Below are 18,446 nucleotides of genomic sequence, written 5' to 3' on the forward strand. Positions count from 1 at the left end.
CGTCGGCGGTAAGCCTGACGCTTCGCGCCCTTTATCCCCCGCGGTGTCCGAGACGGCGTATGCTCACTTTCGTCGGCCTCGGCCTCTACGACGAGCGCTCGGTCACACTCGCGGGACGCGACGCCATCCGGGACGCCGACCGCGTCTTCGCGGAGTTCTACACCAGCCGGCTCGTCGGGACCGACCTCGACTCGCTCGAATCGTTCCACGACACCGACATCGAGGTCCGCGACCGCGCCGGTATCGAACAGGACCCCGAGCCCGTCCTCGAAGCCGCCGAGTCGGCCGACGTCGCGTTCCTGACCGCCGGCGATACGATGGTCTCGACGACGCACACGGACCTCCGTCTGCGTGCCGAGAAACGTGGCATCGAGACGCGAATCGTCCACGGCACCACCGCACAGACCGCCGCGGGCTCGCTGACCGGGCTCCAGAACTACCGCTTCGGGAAGGCGACGACGCTCCCCTTCGAGAAGGCTCACGGCGGCGACGGCGTCCCCGACAGCGTCGTCGCGACCATCGAGGACAACCGCACACGCGACCTCCACACGCTCGTCTATCTCGATATCAAGGTCGACGACCCGCACTGGTCGGACAGCGACGACACGTACATGACGGCCGACAGGGCCGCATCTCTCCTCAGCGCGGCGTTTCCCGACCTGCTCGCCGTCGTCGTCGCCCGAGCCGGCAGTCCCGACCCGCTGGTCGTCGCCGACACGCTCGAAAACCTCGCGGACCGGACCTTCGGCGGCCCGCTCCACCTGCTGGTGATTCCCGGTGACCGGCACATGATAGAGGAGGAAGCCCTGCAGGCGATTGCCACCGACGACTAGTCGTCACTCGGGGCCGCCGCCTCGTCGGACTCCCCGCCGGAGTCAAACGCCGCCGCGAGGTCGTACTCGGTCCCCGTCACCAGAAAGAGCAGGTCCTCGACTAGGACGGTGATCTCGGGCAGTTCACGCACGAGCAGATAGGTGATACCGACCAGCACGACGACCGACCCCGTCTGTGCGAGGATGCGGTCCGCGACGTAGTACGACACCATCTGTGGGTCCTCCAGCCCGAACACCGTCATCACCAGTTCCGGGAATATCTGCATCCGCTGGTGCCCGAAGGAGACGGCGATGAACACGTTCCGGAACAGGTTCAACACGTAGATGACCGACACCGTCATCGCCAGGGCCCGGAGCCGGCGCCGCCACGGCGCCGACACGGCCAGGATACCGCCCGCGAAGATAGCGATGCTCCCCATGCCGGTACAGGCGAGCAAGATGTTGTACGTTATCGGCTTCGAGTTCCCCTCGAACCAGAACGTGCTCTCGTAGGGGTACTGCTTTTCGGTTATCTGGACGCCGTCGTAGGTGAACCCCTCCACCACGAGCGGGTCGAACCCGAGAAGCGACATCAGAAACGCCGTCTGGTCGGTGACCAACTCGACCATGGCCTGTCGCAGCGGGCCGATAGTGATGAACGGCACGTACACCAGCCCCATCAGGCCGACCGCGCGGGTCAGCACGAACAGCGAGTCACGGCCCTGATACAGCTGGTAGCCGGCGTACACCGACAGCGGAACGGCCGCGAAACTCCCGACCCCTTCGATGAGGCTCTTCTGTGTCAGCGCGAAATGCGGGACGAGGACCAGCCAGAACGCGCCGAACACCACCCACCCCCCGGCCGCGATACGGCGTGCAAACTCCCTGTCGTACCGCTGGACCAGTGCACTGCCCAGAAACGCCGCCAGCACGAGCCACATCAGGGGCCCCGACCACACGAGCGGGTCAAACGAGAGCCCGCCGACGTCGATGGTGGACTGGAGTACGGGGAGACTCATTGGCCCTATCTTTGCCAATCCGGCCTAAATGCTTTGTCGTTGGGCGAGCGTGGGCGCCCCGTGCACACAGCCGCCGCTACCGGACGAGTACGCAAAAAAATGCGAAAGTCAGGACGGGGCGGTCCCGTTAGTTGTCGCGTCGAACTGCGAGGAGCGCAGCCGCGACGAGCGCGATCAGAGCCAGTGCAGCGGTGAAGCCGGGACCACTGCCGCCAGTGGTCGTCTCTTCAGCCGTGCCGGCTCCGCCCGACTCGGTCGTGGTGACCATCGACTCAGTCGTGGTCGTCTCGGTCTCGGTCTCGGTCTCCGTTTCCGTCTCGGTTTCCGTTTCCGTGTCCGTGTTGTTACCCGGCGTCACTTCGGGCTGGGTGCTCTCGGTGAGCCGCCCGTCGAAGGAGTCGGACTCGATGTTGTCGACTCGGGCTTCAGCGGTGAACTCAGATCCGGCCTGGTTCTCGCTGAAGTCCGCGACTGCCGTGTAGCTACCGTCCTGCTGGACGATTGCGTTCGGGTACTTGACGAACGGGTCGCCGCTGGTATCGCTGTCGAGAACGACCTCGACTTCGGTACCAGGTGCGAGGTTCGTGGTGCCGCTGACTTCCTGACCCGCCGCGGCTTCGAGGATGATCTCGTCGTCCGCGTTCGTGTCAAGTTCCAGCTCTGCCTCGTCGACGGCGAACGTCGAGTTGACGGACTGGGTGTCGTCGGCGATGTCGTTGCCATCGTCGTTACCGAAGACAGTGAAGTTCGCCTTGTACTCGTCACCGTCCTCGTAGTCCTCAAACTCCGAGGCGTTGGTGATGGCTTCGCCGTCGATGACGACGTAGTGCGAGTCACCCTCGGCGTCGTAGACGACGTCGAAGTTGCTCGTGCCGATCTCGCTGATGTCGACGATCTCGCCGTCGGTGTTCAGCGAACCGGTCTGTCGCTCGAAGGAGAGGTTGAACAGTCGACCCTCAGCCGAGGTGTCGTTGTAGAGCTGCGTCTCGTCACCCGCAAGGGCGCCCTCGAGACCGGAGGCGGAGACCTGCACGACGACCGTGTCGCCCTGCGCGATGGTGTCCGCTCGGGTCAGGTTGTTCGCAGTGGCGTACTCGGAGATGCCGGCTGCGTCAGTGCCCTGAAGCTCGTCGAGTTCGCCTTCGGGGGCGGTCCAGATGTCGAGGCTCTCGGTCGTCCGTGGGGACAGGTCGAGAGTCGCTCGCGAGACGTCACCGCTGATCTGGCCGTTGCCGTCGTACTCGTCAGCGATGACGAACATGTTGTAGTCACCGTTCTCGAGGACGTCGGAACCGACCGGGACGTTGCTTCCGTTGAAGTTGCCGGCCTGGTTGACGTTGTCGACCGTCGTGTCGTCGTCACCGGCAGTCAGCACCGTTTCGTTGCTGGCTGCGGTGAAGCTGTTGAATTCGACGTACGCGACGCCGTCCTCGTCGTCGTCGACGACTTCAGCGGTGACCGAGTAACCGCTGTTGGACTGCTCACCGACCTGCAGGGTTGCAGTGTCAGTGTTCTGCATCTCGACGGTGATGTTGACGATGTCACCGACCTGGTTCGTGTAGACGTTGTCCGAGAATTCAGCGGACGCGTCGCCCGTGTCCGTGACCTCGATGTCGTCTGCGTCAGATGCGCCGGTGTCCGTCACGTTCGCCTCGAACGTGTAGGTGCCGGCGTCGATGTCCGTGAAGTTCAGCTCGAAGGTCTGCTGACCGTTGACTGTCACGGTGTCTTCGTCGTCGTATTCGGCGGTCGTGTTAGCGTCACCGAAGATTTCGTTGAGGTCCTCGACGTCCAGGTCGCCCTGGGCGGAGATGTTGACAGCGTAGCTGGTTCGGAGGTTGGAGTCGATCTCGTAATCGACCGTCGCGGAGGACCCGTCGTTACCGGTCGACGCGTCGTCGAACTCGGCGGTCAGGTCCTGCGTGATGACCTCGAAGTCAGCGTCGAGCGTGTTCGATTCGTTGGGCGACTCCGGCGTCTGTGCGGCACCGTTGTTGATCGGGATGACGTCGCCGTCATCGTTGACGATGACGAAGTCGCCGTCCGAGAGTTCGTCGCTGAGCTCGAACTCGATGACACCGTCGGAGCCGGCGTTCACTCGCTGTCGGAGCGTGCCGGGCAGGTTGTCATCATTGAGCTCGCGGACTCGGTACTGGCTGTTGGAGTCCAGACCCGTCACGTAGACGTCCTGGCCGGTGTAAACCGTGTCACCGGAGTTCAGCGGGGCGCCCTCGACGTCGACGGTTTCGATCGTAACATCGGACGAAACCGTTGCGGAGCTACCGTCGTTGCTGTCGCTGAGAGTCGCGGTGACGGGAGCGGTCGTCTCCGAGCTCACAGTCGGGAACTGGACAGTGACCTGCCCGGAGACGAACAGCGTCTCGTTCGTCTGGGCCGAGCTGTCAGGCTGGATCTGGAACGTGAGCTGGTTGTCCGTTCCGCCGTTGGCGTCCGAGAAGCTCGGGCCGCTGCTCAGCGAGATTTCGTTGCCGTCGCCGTCCATGACGTTGACGGAGTTCGTACCGTCAGTGTCGAAGGAGGCGGAGGCAGGCAGCGTGACAGTGATGTCGTCGCCGCCGCCGTCAGGGGTCACGTCGGTGAACGTGATGTTATAGTCGTGCGTTACCGTAGCACCCGACTGTACGGTGTCGGGCGAAAGGGTCTCGAAACTCGAGTTACCGGAAACTGCAGCGGCACTCCCGGAGAGCGCGACGGTCCCGGCGAACACCGAGAAGACCATCAGCGCTGTCAGGAACAGGCTGCGGAGTTTTTCTGAGTTGCTTGTCATAGTTGTTGGTTGCTATCGGGCGGCGTCAGCCGTTTTCCACGTGGTCGGAACGCGGTCACCGCGACCCCGCATAGACCGAACCGGTGTACTCACTTCTGGCGCCATGGGTAGGGGTACGGGTGTAACCAACGCCGGACATTATAAATGTTTTGTGGTCAGGCGTGCGGGATGACATATTTTGTCATGCCCGATATCAGGAGATAGAGTGCGTTCTGGGACGGTATAAGGCCTTTGTGTCATCTGTCATAACTCTGTCATCGTATCGTCTGACGCCATGGGTTCAAGTACCAAGCCCGTCCCTGTTCGGCCTCGTTCGATTGGGTAACACTGCAGCTAGGGTCCCGGGTGTCTACGCGATACCCGTGTGTTGGCTAGCAGTCCGGTGCAGGGAACCGCAGGCTGGCGGCAGTTAGGTAACGGTCTCCCGCAGCGTGAGAGTCAGAACGGTCTCGCGACAGAGCCATGCGTCTTCCGGGTCGCTGTCGTCGGTGGGATATCCCGTGACCGAGACTGCCCCGGAATTTCAGTCAGTTCGGTCGCTCGGCTACCCACGTTCGCCGTCGCGTCGAAAATCGCACGCCCGCTACTGCTCGCAGCTATCGCCGTCGTCGAACAGCGTCGCTCGCGTTTCGAGGCCCCAGACGAGGGTCCGGACCGCGCTACTCCCGCACAATCTCGACTTCGTGCCCGTCGGGGTCCTTGGTGAAGGCGTAGCGGTCATCACAGCTCTCGGGGTCGCGGTAGTCCTCCGCGTTGCGGGTCATGAGCGTCTCCCACGTGTCGTGGAGGTCGTCGGTGCTGACCGCGACGTGGCCCCAGGCATCGCCCAGCTCGTAGCTGCGGCCGTCGTAGTTGTACGTCAGTTCGACCGACATCGCCTCGTCGGCGGCGTCGCGGGGCTTGAGGAAGTACAGCGCGAAAGAGGAGTGTTCCGACCGTCGGAACATCTCGTAGTCGAGTTTCCGGGTGTACCAGCCGATGGCCGCGTCGGCATCCTCGACCCGCAACATGGTGTGGTCGAGGCTCCACTTCGCGCCGTGGTCGCGCTCGACGATCTCGATTTCGTGGCCGTCGGGGTCCGTGACGAACGCGTAGGAACCGCCACAGGAGTCGGGGTCGCGGTAGTCCTCGACGCCGGCGTCCATCAGTTCCTCGTAGGCGTCGTAGACGTCCTCGACCCGGACGGCGATGTGTCCCCACGCGTCGCCCTCCGTGTACGTGCGCCCGTCGTGGTTGTACGTGAGTTCGAGCAGGGCGCCCTCCTCGTGGACGTCCTCGGGGCCAAGGAAGACGTTCGTGAAGGTGTCGGCCTCCCAGCGGCTCTTCTCCTCGTAGTCGAGGTAGTCCTGATACCAGTCCAGAGACGCTTCGAGGTCTTCGACACGCATCATCGTGTGGTCGAGTGTCAGCATGGTCGAAACGTGGGTCGGACGGGCGAAAAGCGTACCGCACTGTCGTGTCACTCACCCGTCGTCTGCAGGGCCACGGGCGAGCAGCGGCCAGTAGTACCACCAGACGACAGCGAGTATGACGACCGTTCCGACGGGGAGCGCGACGTATCCCAGCCGTCTGTTGAACCCGAAAAAGACCCCGACCTGTGAGAGGGCCGCTCCGACCAGTGCCAGCGCCGTGATGCGGGCGTCCTCGCGCCAGACGACACCCGAGAGCGCGCTCGCGAGCGCGACGAGATACAGCAGGACGCCGGTGCGCCAGGCCTCGATGAACGACGGCAGACCGGCCGTAAAGCGGACGAAGAAGTCGTATACCGAGACGAACTGGAGCGGGTCCGTGTTCACGAGCCCGATCGGGAGTACCAGCGTGAGTTCGCTGCCGATAATCAGCACCGTCCAGGGGAGCACCCCCAGCAGTGCGACGGCGCCGAGACGACGGCGCGGGTCAGCGACCATACCGAAGTGGAGCGCTACAGACAGAAGAACGCGCTGGAAGACAGTGGAAACCAGAAATCGCACTCGCGCCCGCGCGTGCAGTGAAATATCCACGGCCAAAGATACGCGACACGCTCTCGTCGGTTACCGACGGGCGATGATACGCAGCACGTCCTCGTCGGCCAGTTCGTGGTCCCGACCGACCTGCTGTTCGTCGTGTTTGGCGCTCGGTCCGGTGACACGCGCGAAACGGAACCGGTCGTCGAAGCTCCCGCCGAGCTTCTCGCAGGCGTCGTCGACGGTGTCGCCCTCGCGGAGAATCAGCGGCTCCTCGCGGTCGACGCCCCGACCGGGCTTGTCCATGTAGATGCGGATGAGCCCGAGTTTCTCCCAGATCTCCTCCGTCAGACCGTCGAGTCCCTTCTCCTTTTCGGCGCTGATGAAGATGGCCTCGTCGGGGTCGATGTCTCGCGCTTCGAGTTCGGCCTCCACGGTGGGGAGGTAGTCCGGTTCGATGAGGTCGGCCTTGTTGACCGCCACGAGCGAGGGGACGTACTCGCGGTTGTCCATCACGCCGTCGATGAGACGGTCGAGGTCGACCTGCTCGCCGATGGTCACGTCCGCGTTGACGTAGCCGTGTTCGCGCAGCACGCTCTTGACCGTCTCCTCGTCCAGGTCGAGGTCGACGGAGCTGTTGACCGACAGGCCGTCCTTGGCCTTCTTCCGGATCGTCACGCGCGGGGGTTCGGTGTCGAGGCGGATCTTGTTCTTGTACAGTTCCTCGCTCAGGCGGTCGTACTGGTCGATGTCGAACACGGAGACCATGAACACGATGAGGTCTGCGGTCCGGACGACCGACAGCACCTCCTGACCGCCGCCGCGCCCGCCGGCCGCCCCCTCGATGAGCCCCGGCACGTCGAGAATCTGGATGTTCGCCCCCTTGTGTTTGAGCATCCCGGGGTAGACGTCGAGCGTCGTGAACTCGTAGGCCCCGGTCTCGGACTCGGCGTTGGTCAGGGCGTTCAACAGCGTGGACTTCCCGACGCTGGGAAAGCCCACCAGCGCGACAGTGGCGTCGCCGTGTTTCTCGACGCCGTAGCCGCCGCCCCCGCCCGAGCCGGACTGCTGTTCTAACTTCTCCTTTTTCTCCGCGAGCTTCGACTTCAACCGGCCGATATGCGCTTCTGTAGACTTGTTGTAGGGCGTACTGGCGATTTCGTCTTCGAGTTCCTGAATCTCGTCTTCGAGCCCCATTGTGTGTACGTCGGCCGCGCACACCGAATAAGGCTTTCTTCCCTCGCCGAGCACACGGCGGGCCGACCGACCCCGATCGGGTACCCAACGCGCTGAACACTCAGAGATTTCGACACACCTATAGGACGCCCGGTATCAGCAATCAATAATGGTGAACGCGGATCGGTTCCGTGACAGCACGCAGATTCTGTTACCCGTGGGTGCGCTCAACGGGATCCGCGAGGAGCTGGAGCGGCGCTTTACCGTCACCGTCCGCCACGAGGACGAACAGGTCCGCATCATCGGTTCGCCCGTCGAGATAAAGGACGCCGGCGACTTCCTCGCGATGAACGGCGTCACCTTCGCCTGAACCTTTTTCGCCGTCGGGTTCGCGCCGATGGCGCGAACCGCTCCTCGAAAAACGTTCGCGAAAAAGGCCGAGCGCTCACTCCGTTCGTGCTCGGTGAAACCGCTCGCCACGAGCGAGCGGTATGCTCTCGCCTACAGCACTGCCGTTCTCCCCTTCAGACCGTGTGTCGCCCTCACGCGGCGCCCCCCGAAACGCAATCCTTTAAACCGCCGAGAGGGATTGCTCGTACATGGCTGGAACTATCGAAGTGCTCGTCCCCGGCGGGCAGGCCAACCCTGGCCCGCCCCTCGGTCCCGAGCTGGGTCCGACACCCGTGGACGTGCAGGCAGTCGTGCAGCAGATCAACGACGAGACCGGCGCCTTCGACGGGACGGAAGTCCCCGTCACCGTCGATTACGACGACGACGGGAGCTTCACCATCGAGGTCGGTGTCCCGCCGACGGCCGAACTCGTCAAGGACGAGGCCGGCTTCGACACCGGCAGCGGCGAGCCCCACGAGGAGTTCGTGGCGAACCTCACCGTCGACCAGGTCATGCAGATCGCCGAGCAAAAGCAGTCCGACCTGCTCGCCTACGACCTGAAAAACGCCGCCAAGGAAGTCGTCGGCACCTGCACCTCGCTCGGTGTCACCATCGAGGGCAACGACCCACGCGAGTTCAAGAAGCGCATCGACGAGGGCGAGTACGACGACGAGTTCGCCGCGGAAGCCGCTGCGTAGTGGCTGCCGAGGGACCCACTCGAAAACGAGCGGTCCGAGTTTTCGGCGAGGTCGCGGCCGAGGCCTCGGCGTAGCCGGCCGAACTGACCCGCTCTCTGCGGTCTTCTCCGAATTCTCACGCCAGCGACAGCGGTCGCTATCCCCGCGGCAGGCGCTGTCGACTGGCGGTTCGACGGGTTTAAGTTCCCGATAAGCTTTGTCCACAACGAGACAGGCATCCGCCTGTTTCACTGACCCGTAGAAGCCGTTTGGCGTACTACGGAGGTGAACAATGGCAGACCAGGAAATTGAGAACGCAGTCTCTCGCGCACTCGAAGAGGCACCTGAGCGGAACTTCCGCGAAACGGTCGACCTCGCCGTGAACCTGCGCGATTTAGACCTTAACGACCCGTCGAACCGCGTCGACGAGTCCGTCGTTCTTCCGTCCGGCACCGGACAGGAGACCACCATTGTGGTCTTCGCCGAGGGCGAGACAGCCCTTCGTGCCGAGGAAGTCGCAGACGACGTACTCGACCAGAACGAACTCGAGGAGCTCGGTGGCGACGACGACGCCGCCAAGGACCTCGCCGATGACACCGACTTCTTCATCGCGGAGAAGGGCCTCATGCAGGACATCGGTCGCTATCTGGGGACCGTACTCGGTCCACGCGGGAAGATGCCGGAACCGCTCGACCCCGACGACGACGTCGTCGAGGTCATCAACCGAATGAAAAACACCGTGCAGCTCCGCAGCGGCGAGCGTCGGACCTTCCACACGCGCGTGGGCGCCGAGGACATGTCCGCCGAGGACATCTCGGACAACATCGACGTCATCGTCCGCCGACTGCACGCCGACCTCGAGAAGGGGCCGCTCAACGTCGACACCATCTACGTGAAGACGACGATGGGCCCCGCCGTGGAGGTGGCCTGATATGAGCGCCGAAGGCGAACGCAAGACAGAGACCATCCCGGAGTGGAAACAGGTTGAGGTCGACGACATCGTCGAGATGATCGAGTCCTACGACAGCGTCGGCGTCGTCAACATCGCCGGGATTCCGTCCCGACAGCTCCAGGACATGCGCCGTGACCTGCACGGCTCCGCGGAGCTTCGCGTCTCCCGGAACACGCTGCTTGTCCGAGCGCTCGAAGAAGTCGACAGTGGCCTCGAAGACCTGACCGAGCACGTCGCCGGACAGGTCGGCCTCATCGGGACCAACAGCAACCCGTTCTCGCTCTATCAAGAGCTCGAAGCGTCGAAGACGCCCGCGCCCATCGGCGCCGGTGAGATCGCCCCGAACGACATCGTCGTTCCCGCGGGCGACACCGGCGTCGACCCCGGGCCCTTCGTCGGCGAGCTCCAGAGCATCGGTGCGGACGCTCGCATTCAGGAAGGCTCGATTCAGGTCCTCTCGGACTCCACCGTGCTTTCGGCCGGTGAGGAGGTCTCACAGGAACTCGCGAACGTCCTCAACGAGCTCGGCATCGAACCCAAGGAGGTCGGTCTCGACCTCCGCGGGGTCTTCTCCGACGGCGTGCTGTTCGCCCCGGAAGAGCTCGAAATCGATATCGAGGAGTACGAGGCGGACATCAGCGCGGCCGCGAGCGGGGCGTTCAACCTCTCGGTCAACGCCGGGTACCCGACCGCCGAGACCGTCCCGACGATGCTGCAGTCCGCGAGCGGCGACGCGAAGAGCCTCGCGCTCAACGCCGCTATCGAGGACCCGGAGGTCGTTCCGGACCTCATCAGCAAGGCCGACGGACAGCTCCGTGCGCTGGCTGCCGCTATCGACGATCCGGACGCGCTGCCCGAGGAACTCCAGGACGTGGAGCCGGCGGCAGCAGAGGAACAGGCTGACGAACAGACCGAGGACACCGCATCCGAGGACGACGCCGACGACGCCGAGGCCGACGACGAGGCCGAGGACGACGATGACGACGAAGACGCCGGCGACGCGCTCGGGGCGATGTTCTAACACCACAACACCACAGACCAATGGAATACGTTTACGCTGCACTCATCCTGAACGAATCGGGCGAAGAAATCAACGAAGAGAACCTCACCGACGTGCTCGAATCCGCCGGAGTCAACGTCGAGGAGTCCCGTGTCAAGGCCCTCGTCGCCGCACTCGAAGACGTCGACATCGAGGAGGCCGTCGAGCAGGCCGCCGCCGCACCCGTCCCCGCCAGTGGCGGTGCCGCCGCACCCGCCGAGGGTGGCGACGACGAGCCGGACCACGACGAGCCGTCCGAGGAAGAGGTCGCCGAAGCGGAAGAGGACGATGACGACGACGACGAGGCAGACGGCGAGGGCCTCGGCGAGCTCTTCGGCTAATCCGGCCGACTCCAACCAGATCTTTTTTGACGCAACCCGAAAGCGGCGGCGCTGTCCGCGCCGGAGCGACCTATCGAGTGAGCCGCCGCACTGAGGTTCATATGCGGTGGCGCGGCCAGTGCCGGCCATGCTCCCCGTCAGATTCGCCGCCGACCCGGTCGGGCTCGTAGCGCTGCTCGCGGCCGTCGGCGGCGGTATCGGCCTGGGGACCGTCAGCGGGCTCGTTCCCGGGCTGCACGCCAACACCCTCGCGCTCTTGCTGGCGTCGACGGCGGGGTCGGTGCCCGGCCCGCGGCTCTACGTCGGGGCGGCGATGCTGGCTGCCGGCGTGACCCACACCTTTCTGGACGTGGTGCCGGCGCTGGCACTGGGCGTCCCCGACCCGGCGATGGCGGCGGGGGCCTTACCGAGCCATCGCCTGGTCATCGAGGGGCGGGGCCGCGAAGCCCTCCGGCTCTCGGCGCTGGGCAGCACCGGCGCCGTGGCCCTCGCGGTCCCGCTTTCCCTTCCCGTGACCTACGCCATGGTCCGTGTCTATCCGCTCGTCACGGCGAACCTGCCGCTGGTGCTCGGCGCTATCGCCGCCCTGCTCGTCCTCTCGGAGCCGGGCTGGGACCGACGGCTGGGCGCGGTTGCCGCGCTCGCTGCGAGCGGCGGTCTGGGCCTCGCCGTCCTCGATGTCCCGGTCTCCGGTGTGCTCCCCGTCGCCGACGTGCTGGTCCCGCTGTTCTCGGGACTGTTCGGCGCGCCGGTGTTGCTCGCCGCCATCGAGGGCGAGGGCGTCCCCCCGCAGGCGGACGCGGCGGTGACGACGCCCGGACGCACCGTCGCCGCGCTCGCGACCGTCGGAACGTGCTGTGGCGCCGTCGTGGGGTATCTCCCCGGTGTATCGAGCGCTATCGCCGCGACGCTGGCGCTGGGTCTGACGGCCGACAGCGGGCCGCGGGCGTTCGTCGTGACGACGAGCGGCGTCAACACGGCGACGGCCGTCTTCGCGCTGTTCGCGCTGGTCACCATCGGCGACCCCCGAACCGGCGTCCTCGTCGCGCTCGACCGGGCCGGCGTCCCGGTCGTCCTCCCCGTCCTGCTGGCCGCGGTGGCTCTCGCCGCGGTCGTCGCTGCCGTTCTGGTACCGGTACTGGGTGACCGGTACCTCCGGACCGTCGGCCGACTGGACCCCGCCGGGCTCTCGGTAGCGGTCCTCGTCGGACTGGTCGGCCTCGCGGCGGTGTTCGCCGGGCCACTCGGCGTCGGGGTGTTCGCCGCGGCGACGGTCGTGGGTCACCTCCCGCCGACGGTCGGCTGTCGCCGGGCGACGCTGATGGGAGTCCTGCTCGTCCCGCTCGCCCTATAGGTAGTCACGACGGCGGAAATGGACCAGCATGAGCGCCGCCATGGCGACCATCCCCAGCATGGCCGCCGGGTAGCCGTACCGCCAGCCCAGCTCCGGCATGTTGTACGGGCCCCCGGCGAAGTTCATCCCGTAGATACCCGCGACGAAGGTCAGCGGGATGAAGATGGTGGCGACGACGGTGAGCACTTTCATCACCTCGTTGGTGGACTGGGAGACGGTGTTGAGATAGATGTCCCGGGCCCCGGAGACGAGGTCGCGGTAGGTCTCGGTCAGGTCGGCAATCTGGACGAGGTGGTCGTAGATGTCCCGGAAGTACTTCTCCGTCTGTGGCTGGACCTCTCTCGGGTCCCCGCGGGCGAGGACGCCGACGGCCTCGCGAGCGGGCCACACCTGCTTGCGGAAGGAGAGCAGGTCCCGGCGGACGTCGTTTATCTTCTCGATGGTCTCGCTGTCGGTCGACACCGTCACCTCCTCCTCTATCTCCTCGATGTCGGTCTCTATCTCGTCGAGCAGGTCGAAGTACGCGTCGACGATGACGTCGACGGCGCGGCAGGCGGTGAAATCGGGTCCCCGCTGGAGCAGGCGCTCGTCGCCCCGTTCGGCGGCGTCCATCACGCGCTGAATCGGCCCGGGCTCGCTGAACCCCAGTGTGACCACCCAGTCCCGGCCGATGAAGATGCCCACGGGGCTAGTCGCCACCTCCTTCTCGAAGGTGGTCTCGCCCGGCGTGAGGCGTATCGCCTTCAGCAACACGAAGGTGTAGGTCTGGAACTCCTCGGTCTTGGCCCGCACGTCGCCACGCAGATCCTCGATAGCGAGCGGGTGGAGGTCGAAGGCCGACTGGACGGCGGTCACCTCCGCCTCGGTCGCGTCGGCGACGTGCACCCACGTCGTCCCGATCGCCTGTCGGGCAGCGCTGAGGTCGTCGTAGGCGACGGCGGACTCCCCGGCGTAGACGAGCGCCGAGATCACGCTGTGGCCTCCGAGTGTGGCGACCGACCCACGGCGAGCAACGTCACGCCGACCATCACCGCCGTCAGTGAGAGGGCGCGGCCGGGGTACGGGACGGCGACGCCCGCGAGGTAGGCGGCCACGCCGCCGACGGTGAACAACAGCCCGGAGCCGAAAACGGTGTTCATGCGCTGGCAATCAGCGTCACGGAGTAAAAACGTACGCCCGCCCACCGGCCGCTGACGGCGCGTCGGTTACCGAGAAGCGACACGTTGATGGGTGCGAGTGTCGGACTGTTCCGGTATGGACCTGCGCGTCATCGACAAGTCGGACACGGAACTCGCTATCGAGATTGCGGGCGAGGACCACACGTTCATGAACGTCATCAAGGGGGCGCTGCTGGAGACCGACGGTGTCACCGCGGCGACCTACGACGTGAACCCGGAGCAGTCCGGTGGCCAGACCGACCCGGTGTTGACCATCAAGACGGCGGAGAACGTGGACGCGCTCGACGCCCTCGAAGACGGGACCGACCGCGTCATCGAGAAGGCGGACAGCCTCACCGAGGCGTTCGAGGCGGCCGCGTAATCAACAGTAGCCGACGGTCACGTGGAAATCTCCCTGGGGGTCGGCGTGGATATCGACGCCGATGGCCGACAGACCCCGTTTCTCGACGATAGAGCCACCGACCGACCGGTCAGAGCCCTCCACGAACACGAACGCGAGCGCGGAGCCGTACGGGTCGGCGCTCGGTCCCCCGTCAGCGGTTACGTTCGTGTTCGGATTCGGACCCGCAAACTCCTGGTGGAGCAGCGCGACCTCCGACGAGTCTCCACAGGCGGGGTCGAAAGGGTCGAGTTCCGACCGCGTGGGCGGGTCGGCCTCGCCGTACCTGCTCTCGACCACCCGCTTGTTGTAGTACGTCGCCATCGTGGCCACGGTCTCGCCGTATTCGAGTGAGCTCGCACCCTCGTCTGCGCGCCTCGCGTTGATGGTCGCAACGAACGACGCCTCCATGTCGGCGAGAGAGACACCGCTGGCCGTCTCGTTCTCACCGGGGGCGTCCGGCGGGCTCGGCGGGCCTCCGAGGCCCGGGAGGTCGACGACACCGACCACCCCCAGCCCGAGGACGAGCGCGAGGACACCCGCGACAGCGAACCCAGCGGCGTGCCGCCGGTCGAGGATGTCCAGCCAGCCGGTCTCGCCCACCTCTTCGAGGTCGCTGTAGTCCGCCTCGCGCTGCTCCAGAGTCGCGTTTCCACAGCGGCTACACGGCGGTGAGTGTTTCTGGTGTTCCCGGCCACACTCGGTGCAGGCCCAGACGACCTGAGTCGCGTCGCCGGTGCTGTCCGGCCCCATCTGCACCACTGCCTTCTCGAAGCGCCCGTGGCCGCAGTTGTCACACGGCGGGTCGTTCTCCGCGTGTGGTTTCCCACACCACTTGCACCGCCAGTCCATGCGTTAATTGTAGACGAAACCTGATAAAAATATTCGGGGTACGGCCCGATAGATGGAGTCTCGGTGGAGTCAGCAGACGACGTAGGTGACGAATACGGTGTCGTCGGGCGCGACGTGGACGTCGACCCCGATACTCTCGCCGCTCCGGAAGGCGTTGCCCCGCTCGACGTAGCTATCGACCAGTTCGGTCGCCAGCGCCCCCTCGCTCTCGAAGTCGGTCACCGACTGGCCGGTCCGCTCGGGGGCGACCCGGTAGCTGACGACGCTCGGCCGGTCACACTGGAGCGGGAAGCGAGAGAACGCCGCTCTGTCGGGCCCGTCGCCATCGCCCGCGGCACTTGCCACGGTCGCCTTGTTGTAGTAGGCCGCGGCCTCGTCGGCCGTGGCGTTCCGGGTCAGGGTCCCGGCGCCCTCGTTCGCCCGGCGGTCGTTCAGCTCCGTGACGTAGGCGCTCTCGACGTCGGCCAGTGACAGGTCGCCCACGGTGTCGGCGCTCCCGGGCGCGTCGGGGACCGCCGGCGGCCCGCTCGCCCCGCCCAGCGTCGGGAGCGAGATAACACCGACCACCGACAGCAAGAGGACACCGAGCAACACGGCGACGGCGGCGTAGCCGGCGACGTATTTCGGTTCGATGACATCCAGCCACCGGGTCCCGATTTCGTCCAGCGGGTCCGTCTCCGGCGGCCCCTCGCGCAGTTCGAGGTCCGCCCCGCCACACCGCTTGCACGGGGGCGAGTTCCGCTGGTGGGAGCGCCCGCAGTCCTGACAGACCCAGACGGTCCCGCCGGGGACGACCTCGTGGTTGACCTGCGTGACTGCCTTCTCGAAGGTCCCGTGGCCGCAGTTGTCACAGGGCGGGTCGTTCTCCTCGTGTGGTTTCTCACACCACTCACACCGCCATTCCATTACCTACGCTAGGTGACCGAGCTACAAATGAGTCGCGGCATGGGCGAGCGAAACGACGGCGCTGTGTCACGGAGACGGGGCCGCCGGGGCACGTATTTGTTACGCCCCGCCCGCGCCGAGAGTGACCCATGCGTTTATCGTATCACGCGTCCTGAATGATATAGATGAGAGCTACGACTATGGAACACGGACCTACCGCCAGCGAAGCCGTAATAACTGCGGTGGCGAGACGGATGGGGGTCGACCCACTCGACATGGAGACGCCGCTGTACGACGCGATCGACCCCGACGAGCTGAACGCCCTCCTCGGCGGCGCCGGCCGGACCGGCCGCTCGCCGGTCGAAGTCACGTTCCAGTACTACGAGTACACCGTTACCGTTGACTCGAACGGGTCGGTCACGCTGACGGAGTGACCGGGCTTACAGTCGAACTGGAATCCCCTGTTCGTCCAGATACTGTTTCGTCTCCGCGATAGAGTACTCGCCAAAGTGGAAGATAGAGGCCGCTAGCCCGGCGTCCGCGCCGGCGTCGACGAACACCTCGGCCATGTCCTCGGGGCCGCCACAGCCCGACGACGCGATGACGGGCGTCGACACCGTCTCACAGACCGTCTTCATCAGCGGGATGTCGTAGCCGTCCTTGGTGCCGTCGGCGTCGATGGAGTTGACGAATATCTCGCCCGCGCCCCGGCGCTCGGCCTCCGTGGCCCACTCGACGGCGTCGAGGCCGGTCCCCTCCCGGCCGCCTTTGACCGTGCACTCGAACCAGCAGGACTCCCCGTCGACTTCGACGTACTGCTCGCCCTGCCCGTCGAAGCGCCGCTGTGCGTCCAGCGAGATGACGATACACTGACTGCCGAAGGCGGCCGCGCCCGCCTCGATGAGGTCCGGGTTCGCGATGGCCCCGGAGTTTATCGAGACCTTGTCCGCGCCGGCACGGAGCGTCTCCTTGATGTCTTCGCGGGTGCGGATGCCGCCGCCGACGGTCAGCGGGATGAACACCTCGTCAGCGACCTCGGAGACGGTTTCGAGCATCGTCTCGCGGCCCTCGGCAGAGGCGGTGATATCCAGGAAGACGAACTCGTCCGCGCCCGACTCGTTGTAGGCCTTGGCCATCTCGACGGGGTCGCCCGTGTACTCGAGATCCTCGAAGTTCACGCCGGTGTAGACGGCCGCGTCCCCGTTCTCGTCGACGTCGACGTCGATACAGGGGATAATTCGCTTGGTGAGAGTCATTGCCTCTGGGTTCGCTACACGGCCGTTTCATCGTTTCGACTGACGCAACTACCCCATGGCGTTGGTGATAGCTCCGACTTCCTCCCCCTCGAAGGCGGTGTAGTAGAGCCGAATCTCGTGTATCTCGCCGTCGAGGTACTGGATGTCCGCGTTCGGCGCGTCGGCGCCGACGACCAGGTTCCCCATCTCGACGTCGCTGTCGTAGGTCCCCTCCGCGACCGTCTCGCCGTCGACGAACAGCTCGTAGGTCGACCCGTCGAAGGTGCCGACGACGACCTGGCGCTCCCCGGTCGGGTAGCGCGTCCCGGTGTTGACTATGTCGCCGTCTTCGTTGTTCACCGCGTAATCGACGGTGTAGTCCGTGCCGTCGGTGTCGGTTTCGAGGTACCACTCGTTCCCGCCGCCGTAGTGTTCGACGAGCTGGCTCGTCCCGCCGACCGACCGCTGCGTAAAGGCCACGGCGACGGTGAACTCCTCGACGTCGGTCTCCGCTTCGAGGCCGGTCACGTCGACGTAGTCGTTCCGGCCGTCGAAGCTGAGCGAGTCGCTTGTCCACTGGGGGCCCGACCCGCCATCGTAGTCACTGAGAGTGCCGTTGTTTCCGTTACCGGACCGGTCGACCAGCGTGTCGCCGCTGCCTGCCTCGAACGTGTAGTAGGCGACGAAATCACCGACCTCCGAGCGGTCGTCGACGGTCCGGTCGACCAGCACCGACCGCTCGCCGTCCCGTGAGACCACCGTGATGCGGTCGCCCGGCGCGGTCGGGAGCAACACCGACTGGCCGGCGCTGTCAGGGTCGAACGTCGCCACGTCACGCCCGTTTAGCTGGACGGTCACGCCGGTACTGATGGCCTGTGGCGTCATCCGTAACCCGGCCGGCGTCTGTTCGTAGGTGAAATCCGCGTTCGCCGTCGGCGCGCCGATACCGTCGAGAAACGCGAGCGCGCCGACGGCCACGACGCCGCCAACGACCACCGCGACCCCGACCAGCAGCAACACCCCGACGACCGTCGACGCCCCCCGCGAATCCTCCACCATACCATGATATATCAATACGCGCTTCTAACCGTTTCGGTGGTTTCCGTTCGCGATTCGACGCGGCGGCGCGAATCCGACAGTTACAGGTGGCCCCTGACAGAGTGTTCCGGTATGGCAGACGACCACCACGGCGAAGACCGGCCCGACTACGACCCCGACCACGTCGACCTGCCCGCGAAGGCCCCACCGCTCCGGTCGACGGCACCACAGAGCGATTTCACCATGGGACAGGTCTCACGGGGCGCAGTCATCGCGCTCGTCGGGCTGGCGCTGACGTTCGGTGTCGCGCTGGCGCTGGTGTAGTTTCTCGTCACCTCGGCGCCCTCCATACGGCACCACTTCGGACCGTCACCGCCCACACTGTACC

21 protein-coding genes are annotated in these 18,446 nt (G+C 65.5%); 10 read left to right on the plus strand and 11 right to left on the minus strand.

All coding sequences use genetic code 11. The features are described from left to right. The first annotated feature begins 59 nt into the window (after positions 1-59). Positions 60-833, plus strand: coding sequence for a diphthine synthase (gene dph5, locus NDI56_RS07535; protein ID WP_310918822.1), 774 nt, complete (start codon positions 60-62; stop codon positions 831-833). Here the strand turns inward: dph5 and artA are convergent. The 5 genes from artA to NDI56_RS07560 form a co-directional block, all read right to left on the minus strand. After that, positions 830-1,831, minus strand: coding sequence for an archaeosortase A (gene artA, locus NDI56_RS07540; protein ID WP_310918823.1), 1,002 nt, complete (start codon positions 1,829-1,831; stop codon positions 830-832). The two genes, dph5 and artA, sit on opposite strands and share 4 nt — an antisense overlap. 127 nt (positions 1,832-1,958) lie before the next feature. After that, on the minus strand, positions 1,959-4,619 hold the full coding sequence (locus NDI56_RS07545) for a DUF7827 domain-containing protein (protein WP_310918824.1): 2,661 nt from the start codon (positions 4,617-4,619) through the stop codon (positions 1,959-1,961). A 659-nt stretch (positions 4,620-5,278) separates the two neighbouring features. Next, a complete protein-coding gene (locus tag NDI56_RS07550) occupies positions 5,279-6,031 on the minus strand; it encodes a VOC family protein (protein ID WP_310918825.1) in 753 nt (250 codons plus the stop codon). A gap of 51 nt (positions 6,032-6,082) precedes the next feature. Next, on the minus strand, positions 6,083-6,526 hold the full coding sequence (locus NDI56_RS07555; RefSeq protein WP_310918826.1) for a TIGR04206 family protein: 444 nt from the start codon (positions 6,524-6,526) through the stop codon (positions 6,083-6,085). Positions 6,527-6,649: 123 nt separating this feature from the next. Further along, positions 6,650-7,759 (minus strand): OBG GTPase family GTP-binding protein, encoded by a 1,110-nt coding sequence (locus tag NDI56_RS07560; RefSeq protein WP_310918827.1) that lies wholly within the window; start codon positions 7,757-7,759, stop codon positions 6,650-6,652. A 148-nt stretch (positions 7,760-7,907) separates the two neighbouring features. Between NDI56_RS07560 and NDI56_RS07565 the strand changes: the two genes are divergently transcribed. The 6 genes from NDI56_RS07565 to NDI56_RS07590 all read left to right on the plus strand — a co-directional run bounded on the left by NDI56_RS07565 (position 7,908) and on the right by NDI56_RS07590 (position 12,491). Beyond that, a complete protein-coding gene (locus NDI56_RS07565; RefSeq protein ID WP_310918828.1) occupies positions 7,908-8,108 on the plus strand; it encodes a VNG_1110C family protein in 201 nt (66 codons plus the stop codon). 229 nt (positions 8,109-8,337) lie between these two features. Then, positions 8,338-8,826: a 50S ribosomal protein L11 gene (locus NDI56_RS07570; protein ID WP_310918829.1), complete on the plus strand. Its 489-nt coding sequence runs from the start codon at positions 8,338-8,340 to the stop codon at positions 8,824-8,826. Between the two features lie 271 nt (positions 8,827-9,097). Then, entirely contained in the window at positions 9,098-9,736 is a 639-nt protein-coding gene (locus NDI56_RS07575; RefSeq protein WP_310918830.1) for a 50S ribosomal protein L1, read from the plus strand. 1 nt (position 9,737) lies between these two features. After that, positions 9,738-10,778 (plus strand): 50S ribosomal protein L10, encoded by a 1,041-nt coding sequence (locus NDI56_RS07580; protein WP_310918831.1) that lies wholly within the window; start codon positions 9,738-9,740, stop codon positions 10,776-10,778. Positions 10,779-10,798: 20 nt separating this feature from the next. Then, on the plus strand, positions 10,799-11,137 hold the full coding sequence (rpl12p, locus tag NDI56_RS07585; RefSeq protein ID WP_310918832.1) for a 50S ribosomal protein P1: 339 nt from the start codon (positions 10,799-10,801) through the stop codon (positions 11,135-11,137). 127 nt (positions 11,138-11,264) lie between these two features. Then, entirely contained in the window at positions 11,265-12,491 is a 1,227-nt protein-coding gene (locus NDI56_RS07590) for a tripartite tricarboxylate transporter permease (RefSeq protein WP_310918833.1), read from the plus strand. On the opposite strand, the gene corA is transcribed toward NDI56_RS07590, so the two are convergent. Then, positions 12,486-13,463 carry a magnesium/cobalt transporter CorA gene (gene corA, locus NDI56_RS07595; protein WP_310918834.1) on the minus strand — a complete coding sequence of 326 codons (978 nt, stop codon included), beginning with the start codon at positions 13,461-13,463 and terminating at the stop codon, positions 12,486-12,488. The genes NDI56_RS07590 and corA overlap by 6 nt on opposite strands. Then, positions 13,460-13,630 carry a hypothetical protein gene (locus NDI56_RS07600; protein WP_310918835.1) on the minus strand — a complete coding sequence of 57 codons (171 nt, stop codon included), beginning with the start codon at positions 13,628-13,630 and terminating at the stop codon, positions 13,460-13,462. Before NDI56_RS07600 ends, corA begins: the two co-directional genes overlap by 4 nt. A 115-nt stretch (positions 13,631-13,745) precedes the next feature. Between NDI56_RS07600 and NDI56_RS07605 the strand changes: the two genes are divergently transcribed. Next, a complete protein-coding gene (locus NDI56_RS07605) occupies positions 13,746-14,030 on the plus strand; it encodes a DNA-directed RNA polymerase subunit L (protein ID WP_310918836.1) in 285 nt (94 codons plus the stop codon). Here the strand turns inward: NDI56_RS07605 and NDI56_RS07610 are convergent, their stop codons facing one another. Together NDI56_RS07610 and NDI56_RS07615 are read right to left on the minus strand one after the other, a co-directional pair. Next, complete coding sequence (locus tag NDI56_RS07610; protein ID WP_310918837.1) at positions 14,031-14,900, minus strand: hypothetical protein; 870 nt, start codon at positions 14,898-14,900, stop codon at positions 14,031-14,033. A gap of 69 nt (positions 14,901-14,969) precedes the next feature. Beyond that, a complete protein-coding gene (locus NDI56_RS07615) occupies positions 14,970-15,806 on the minus strand; it encodes a hypothetical protein (protein WP_310918838.1) in 837 nt (278 codons plus the stop codon). 179 nt (positions 15,807-15,985) lie between these two features. Here NDI56_RS07615 and NDI56_RS07620 point away from each other — a divergent pair, with 179 nt between their 5' ends. Continuing rightward, entirely contained in the window at positions 15,986-16,219 is a 234-nt protein-coding gene (locus tag NDI56_RS07620) for a HalOD1 output domain-containing protein (protein WP_310918926.1), read from the plus strand. Between the two features lie 6 nt (positions 16,220-16,225). Here NDI56_RS07620 and hisF read toward each other — a convergent pair whose 3' ends face one another. Both hisF and NDI56_RS07630 read right to left on the minus strand, forming a co-directional pair. Further along, the gene (gene hisF, locus NDI56_RS07625) at positions 16,226-17,041 is read right to left on the minus strand and encodes an imidazole glycerol phosphate synthase subunit HisF (protein ID WP_310918839.1); all 816 of its coding nucleotides are present in this window, start codon (positions 17,039-17,041) and stop codon (positions 16,226-16,228) included. A gap of 48 nt (positions 17,042-17,089) precedes the next feature. Next, positions 17,090-18,079 (minus strand): LamG domain-containing protein, encoded by a 990-nt coding sequence (locus NDI56_RS07630; protein ID WP_310918840.1) that lies wholly within the window; start codon positions 18,077-18,079, stop codon positions 17,090-17,092. 111 nt (positions 18,080-18,190) lie between these two features. Between NDI56_RS07630 and NDI56_RS07635 the strand changes: the two genes are divergently transcribed. After that, entirely contained in the window at positions 18,191-18,382 is a 192-nt protein-coding gene (locus NDI56_RS07635; protein ID WP_310918841.1) for a DUF7550 family protein, read from the plus strand. Positions 18,383-18,446 lie beyond the last annotated feature (64 nt).

This window comes from Halomicroarcula saliterrae, assembly GCF_031624395.1.
Lineage (GTDB): Archaea > Halobacteriota > Halobacteria > Halobacteriales > Haloarculaceae > Haloarcula > Haloarcula saliterrae.

Coding starts and splice junctions, on each gene's coding strand:
- dph5 (WP_310918822.1), top strand. CDS start 60: ATGCTCACTTTCGTCGGCCTCGGCCTCTACGACGAGCGCTCGGTCACA.
- artA (WP_310918823.1), bottom strand. CDS start 1,831: ATGAGTCTCCCCGTACTCCAGTCCACCATCGACGTCGGCGGGCTCTCG.
- NDI56_RS07545 (WP_310918824.1), bottom strand. CDS start 4,619: ATGACAAGCAACTCAGAAAAACTCCGCAGCCTGTTCCTGACAGCGCTG.
- NDI56_RS07550 (WP_310918825.1), bottom strand. CDS start 6,031: ATGCTGACACTCGACCACACGATGATGCGTGTCGAAGACCTCGAAGCG.
- NDI56_RS07555 (WP_310918826.1), bottom strand. CDS start 6,526: ATGGTCGCTGACCCGCGCCGTCGTCTCGGCGCCGTCGCACTGCTGGGG.
- NDI56_RS07560 (WP_310918827.1), bottom strand. CDS start 7,759: ATGGGGCTCGAAGACGAGATTCAGGAACTCGAAGACGAAATCGCCAGT.
- NDI56_RS07565 (WP_310918828.1), top strand. CDS start 7,908: ATGGTGAACGCGGATCGGTTCCGTGACAGCACGCAGATTCTGTTACCC.
- NDI56_RS07570 (WP_310918829.1), top strand. CDS start 8,338: ATGGCTGGAACTATCGAAGTGCTCGTCCCCGGCGGGCAGGCCAACCCT.
- NDI56_RS07575 (WP_310918830.1), top strand. CDS start 9,098: ATGGCAGACCAGGAAATTGAGAACGCAGTCTCTCGCGCACTCGAAGAG.
- NDI56_RS07580 (WP_310918831.1), top strand. CDS start 9,738: ATGAGCGCCGAAGGCGAACGCAAGACAGAGACCATCCCGGAGTGGAAA.
- rpl12p (WP_310918832.1), top strand. CDS start 10,799: ATGGAATACGTTTACGCTGCACTCATCCTGAACGAATCGGGCGAAGAA.
- NDI56_RS07590 (WP_310918833.1), top strand. CDS start 11,265: ATGCTCCCCGTCAGATTCGCCGCCGACCCGGTCGGGCTCGTAGCGCTG.
- NDI56_RS07600 (WP_310918835.1), bottom strand. CDS start 13,630: ATGAACACCGTTTTCGGCTCCGGGCTGTTGTTCACCGTCGGCGGCGTG.
- NDI56_RS07605 (WP_310918836.1), top strand. CDS start 13,746: ATGGACCTGCGCGTCATCGACAAGTCGGACACGGAACTCGCTATCGAG.
- NDI56_RS07610 (WP_310918837.1), bottom strand. CDS start 14,900: ATGGACTGGCGGTGCAAGTGGTGTGGGAAACCACACGCGGAGAACGAC.
- NDI56_RS07615 (WP_310918838.1), bottom strand. CDS start 15,806: ATGGAATGGCGGTGTGAGTGGTGTGAGAAACCACACGAGGAGAACGAC.
- NDI56_RS07620 (WP_310918926.1), top strand. CDS start 15,986: ATGGAACACGGACCTACCGCCAGCGAAGCCGTAATAACTGCGGTGGCG.
- hisF (WP_310918839.1), bottom strand. CDS start 17,041: ATGACTCTCACCAAGCGAATTATCCCCTGTATCGACGTCGACGTCGAC.
- NDI56_RS07630 (WP_310918840.1), bottom strand. CDS start 18,079: ATGGTGGAGGATTCGCGGGGGGCGTCGACGGTCGTCGGGGTGTTGCTG.
- NDI56_RS07635 (WP_310918841.1), top strand. CDS start 18,191: ATGGCAGACGACCACCACGGCGAAGACCGGCCCGACTACGACCCCGAC.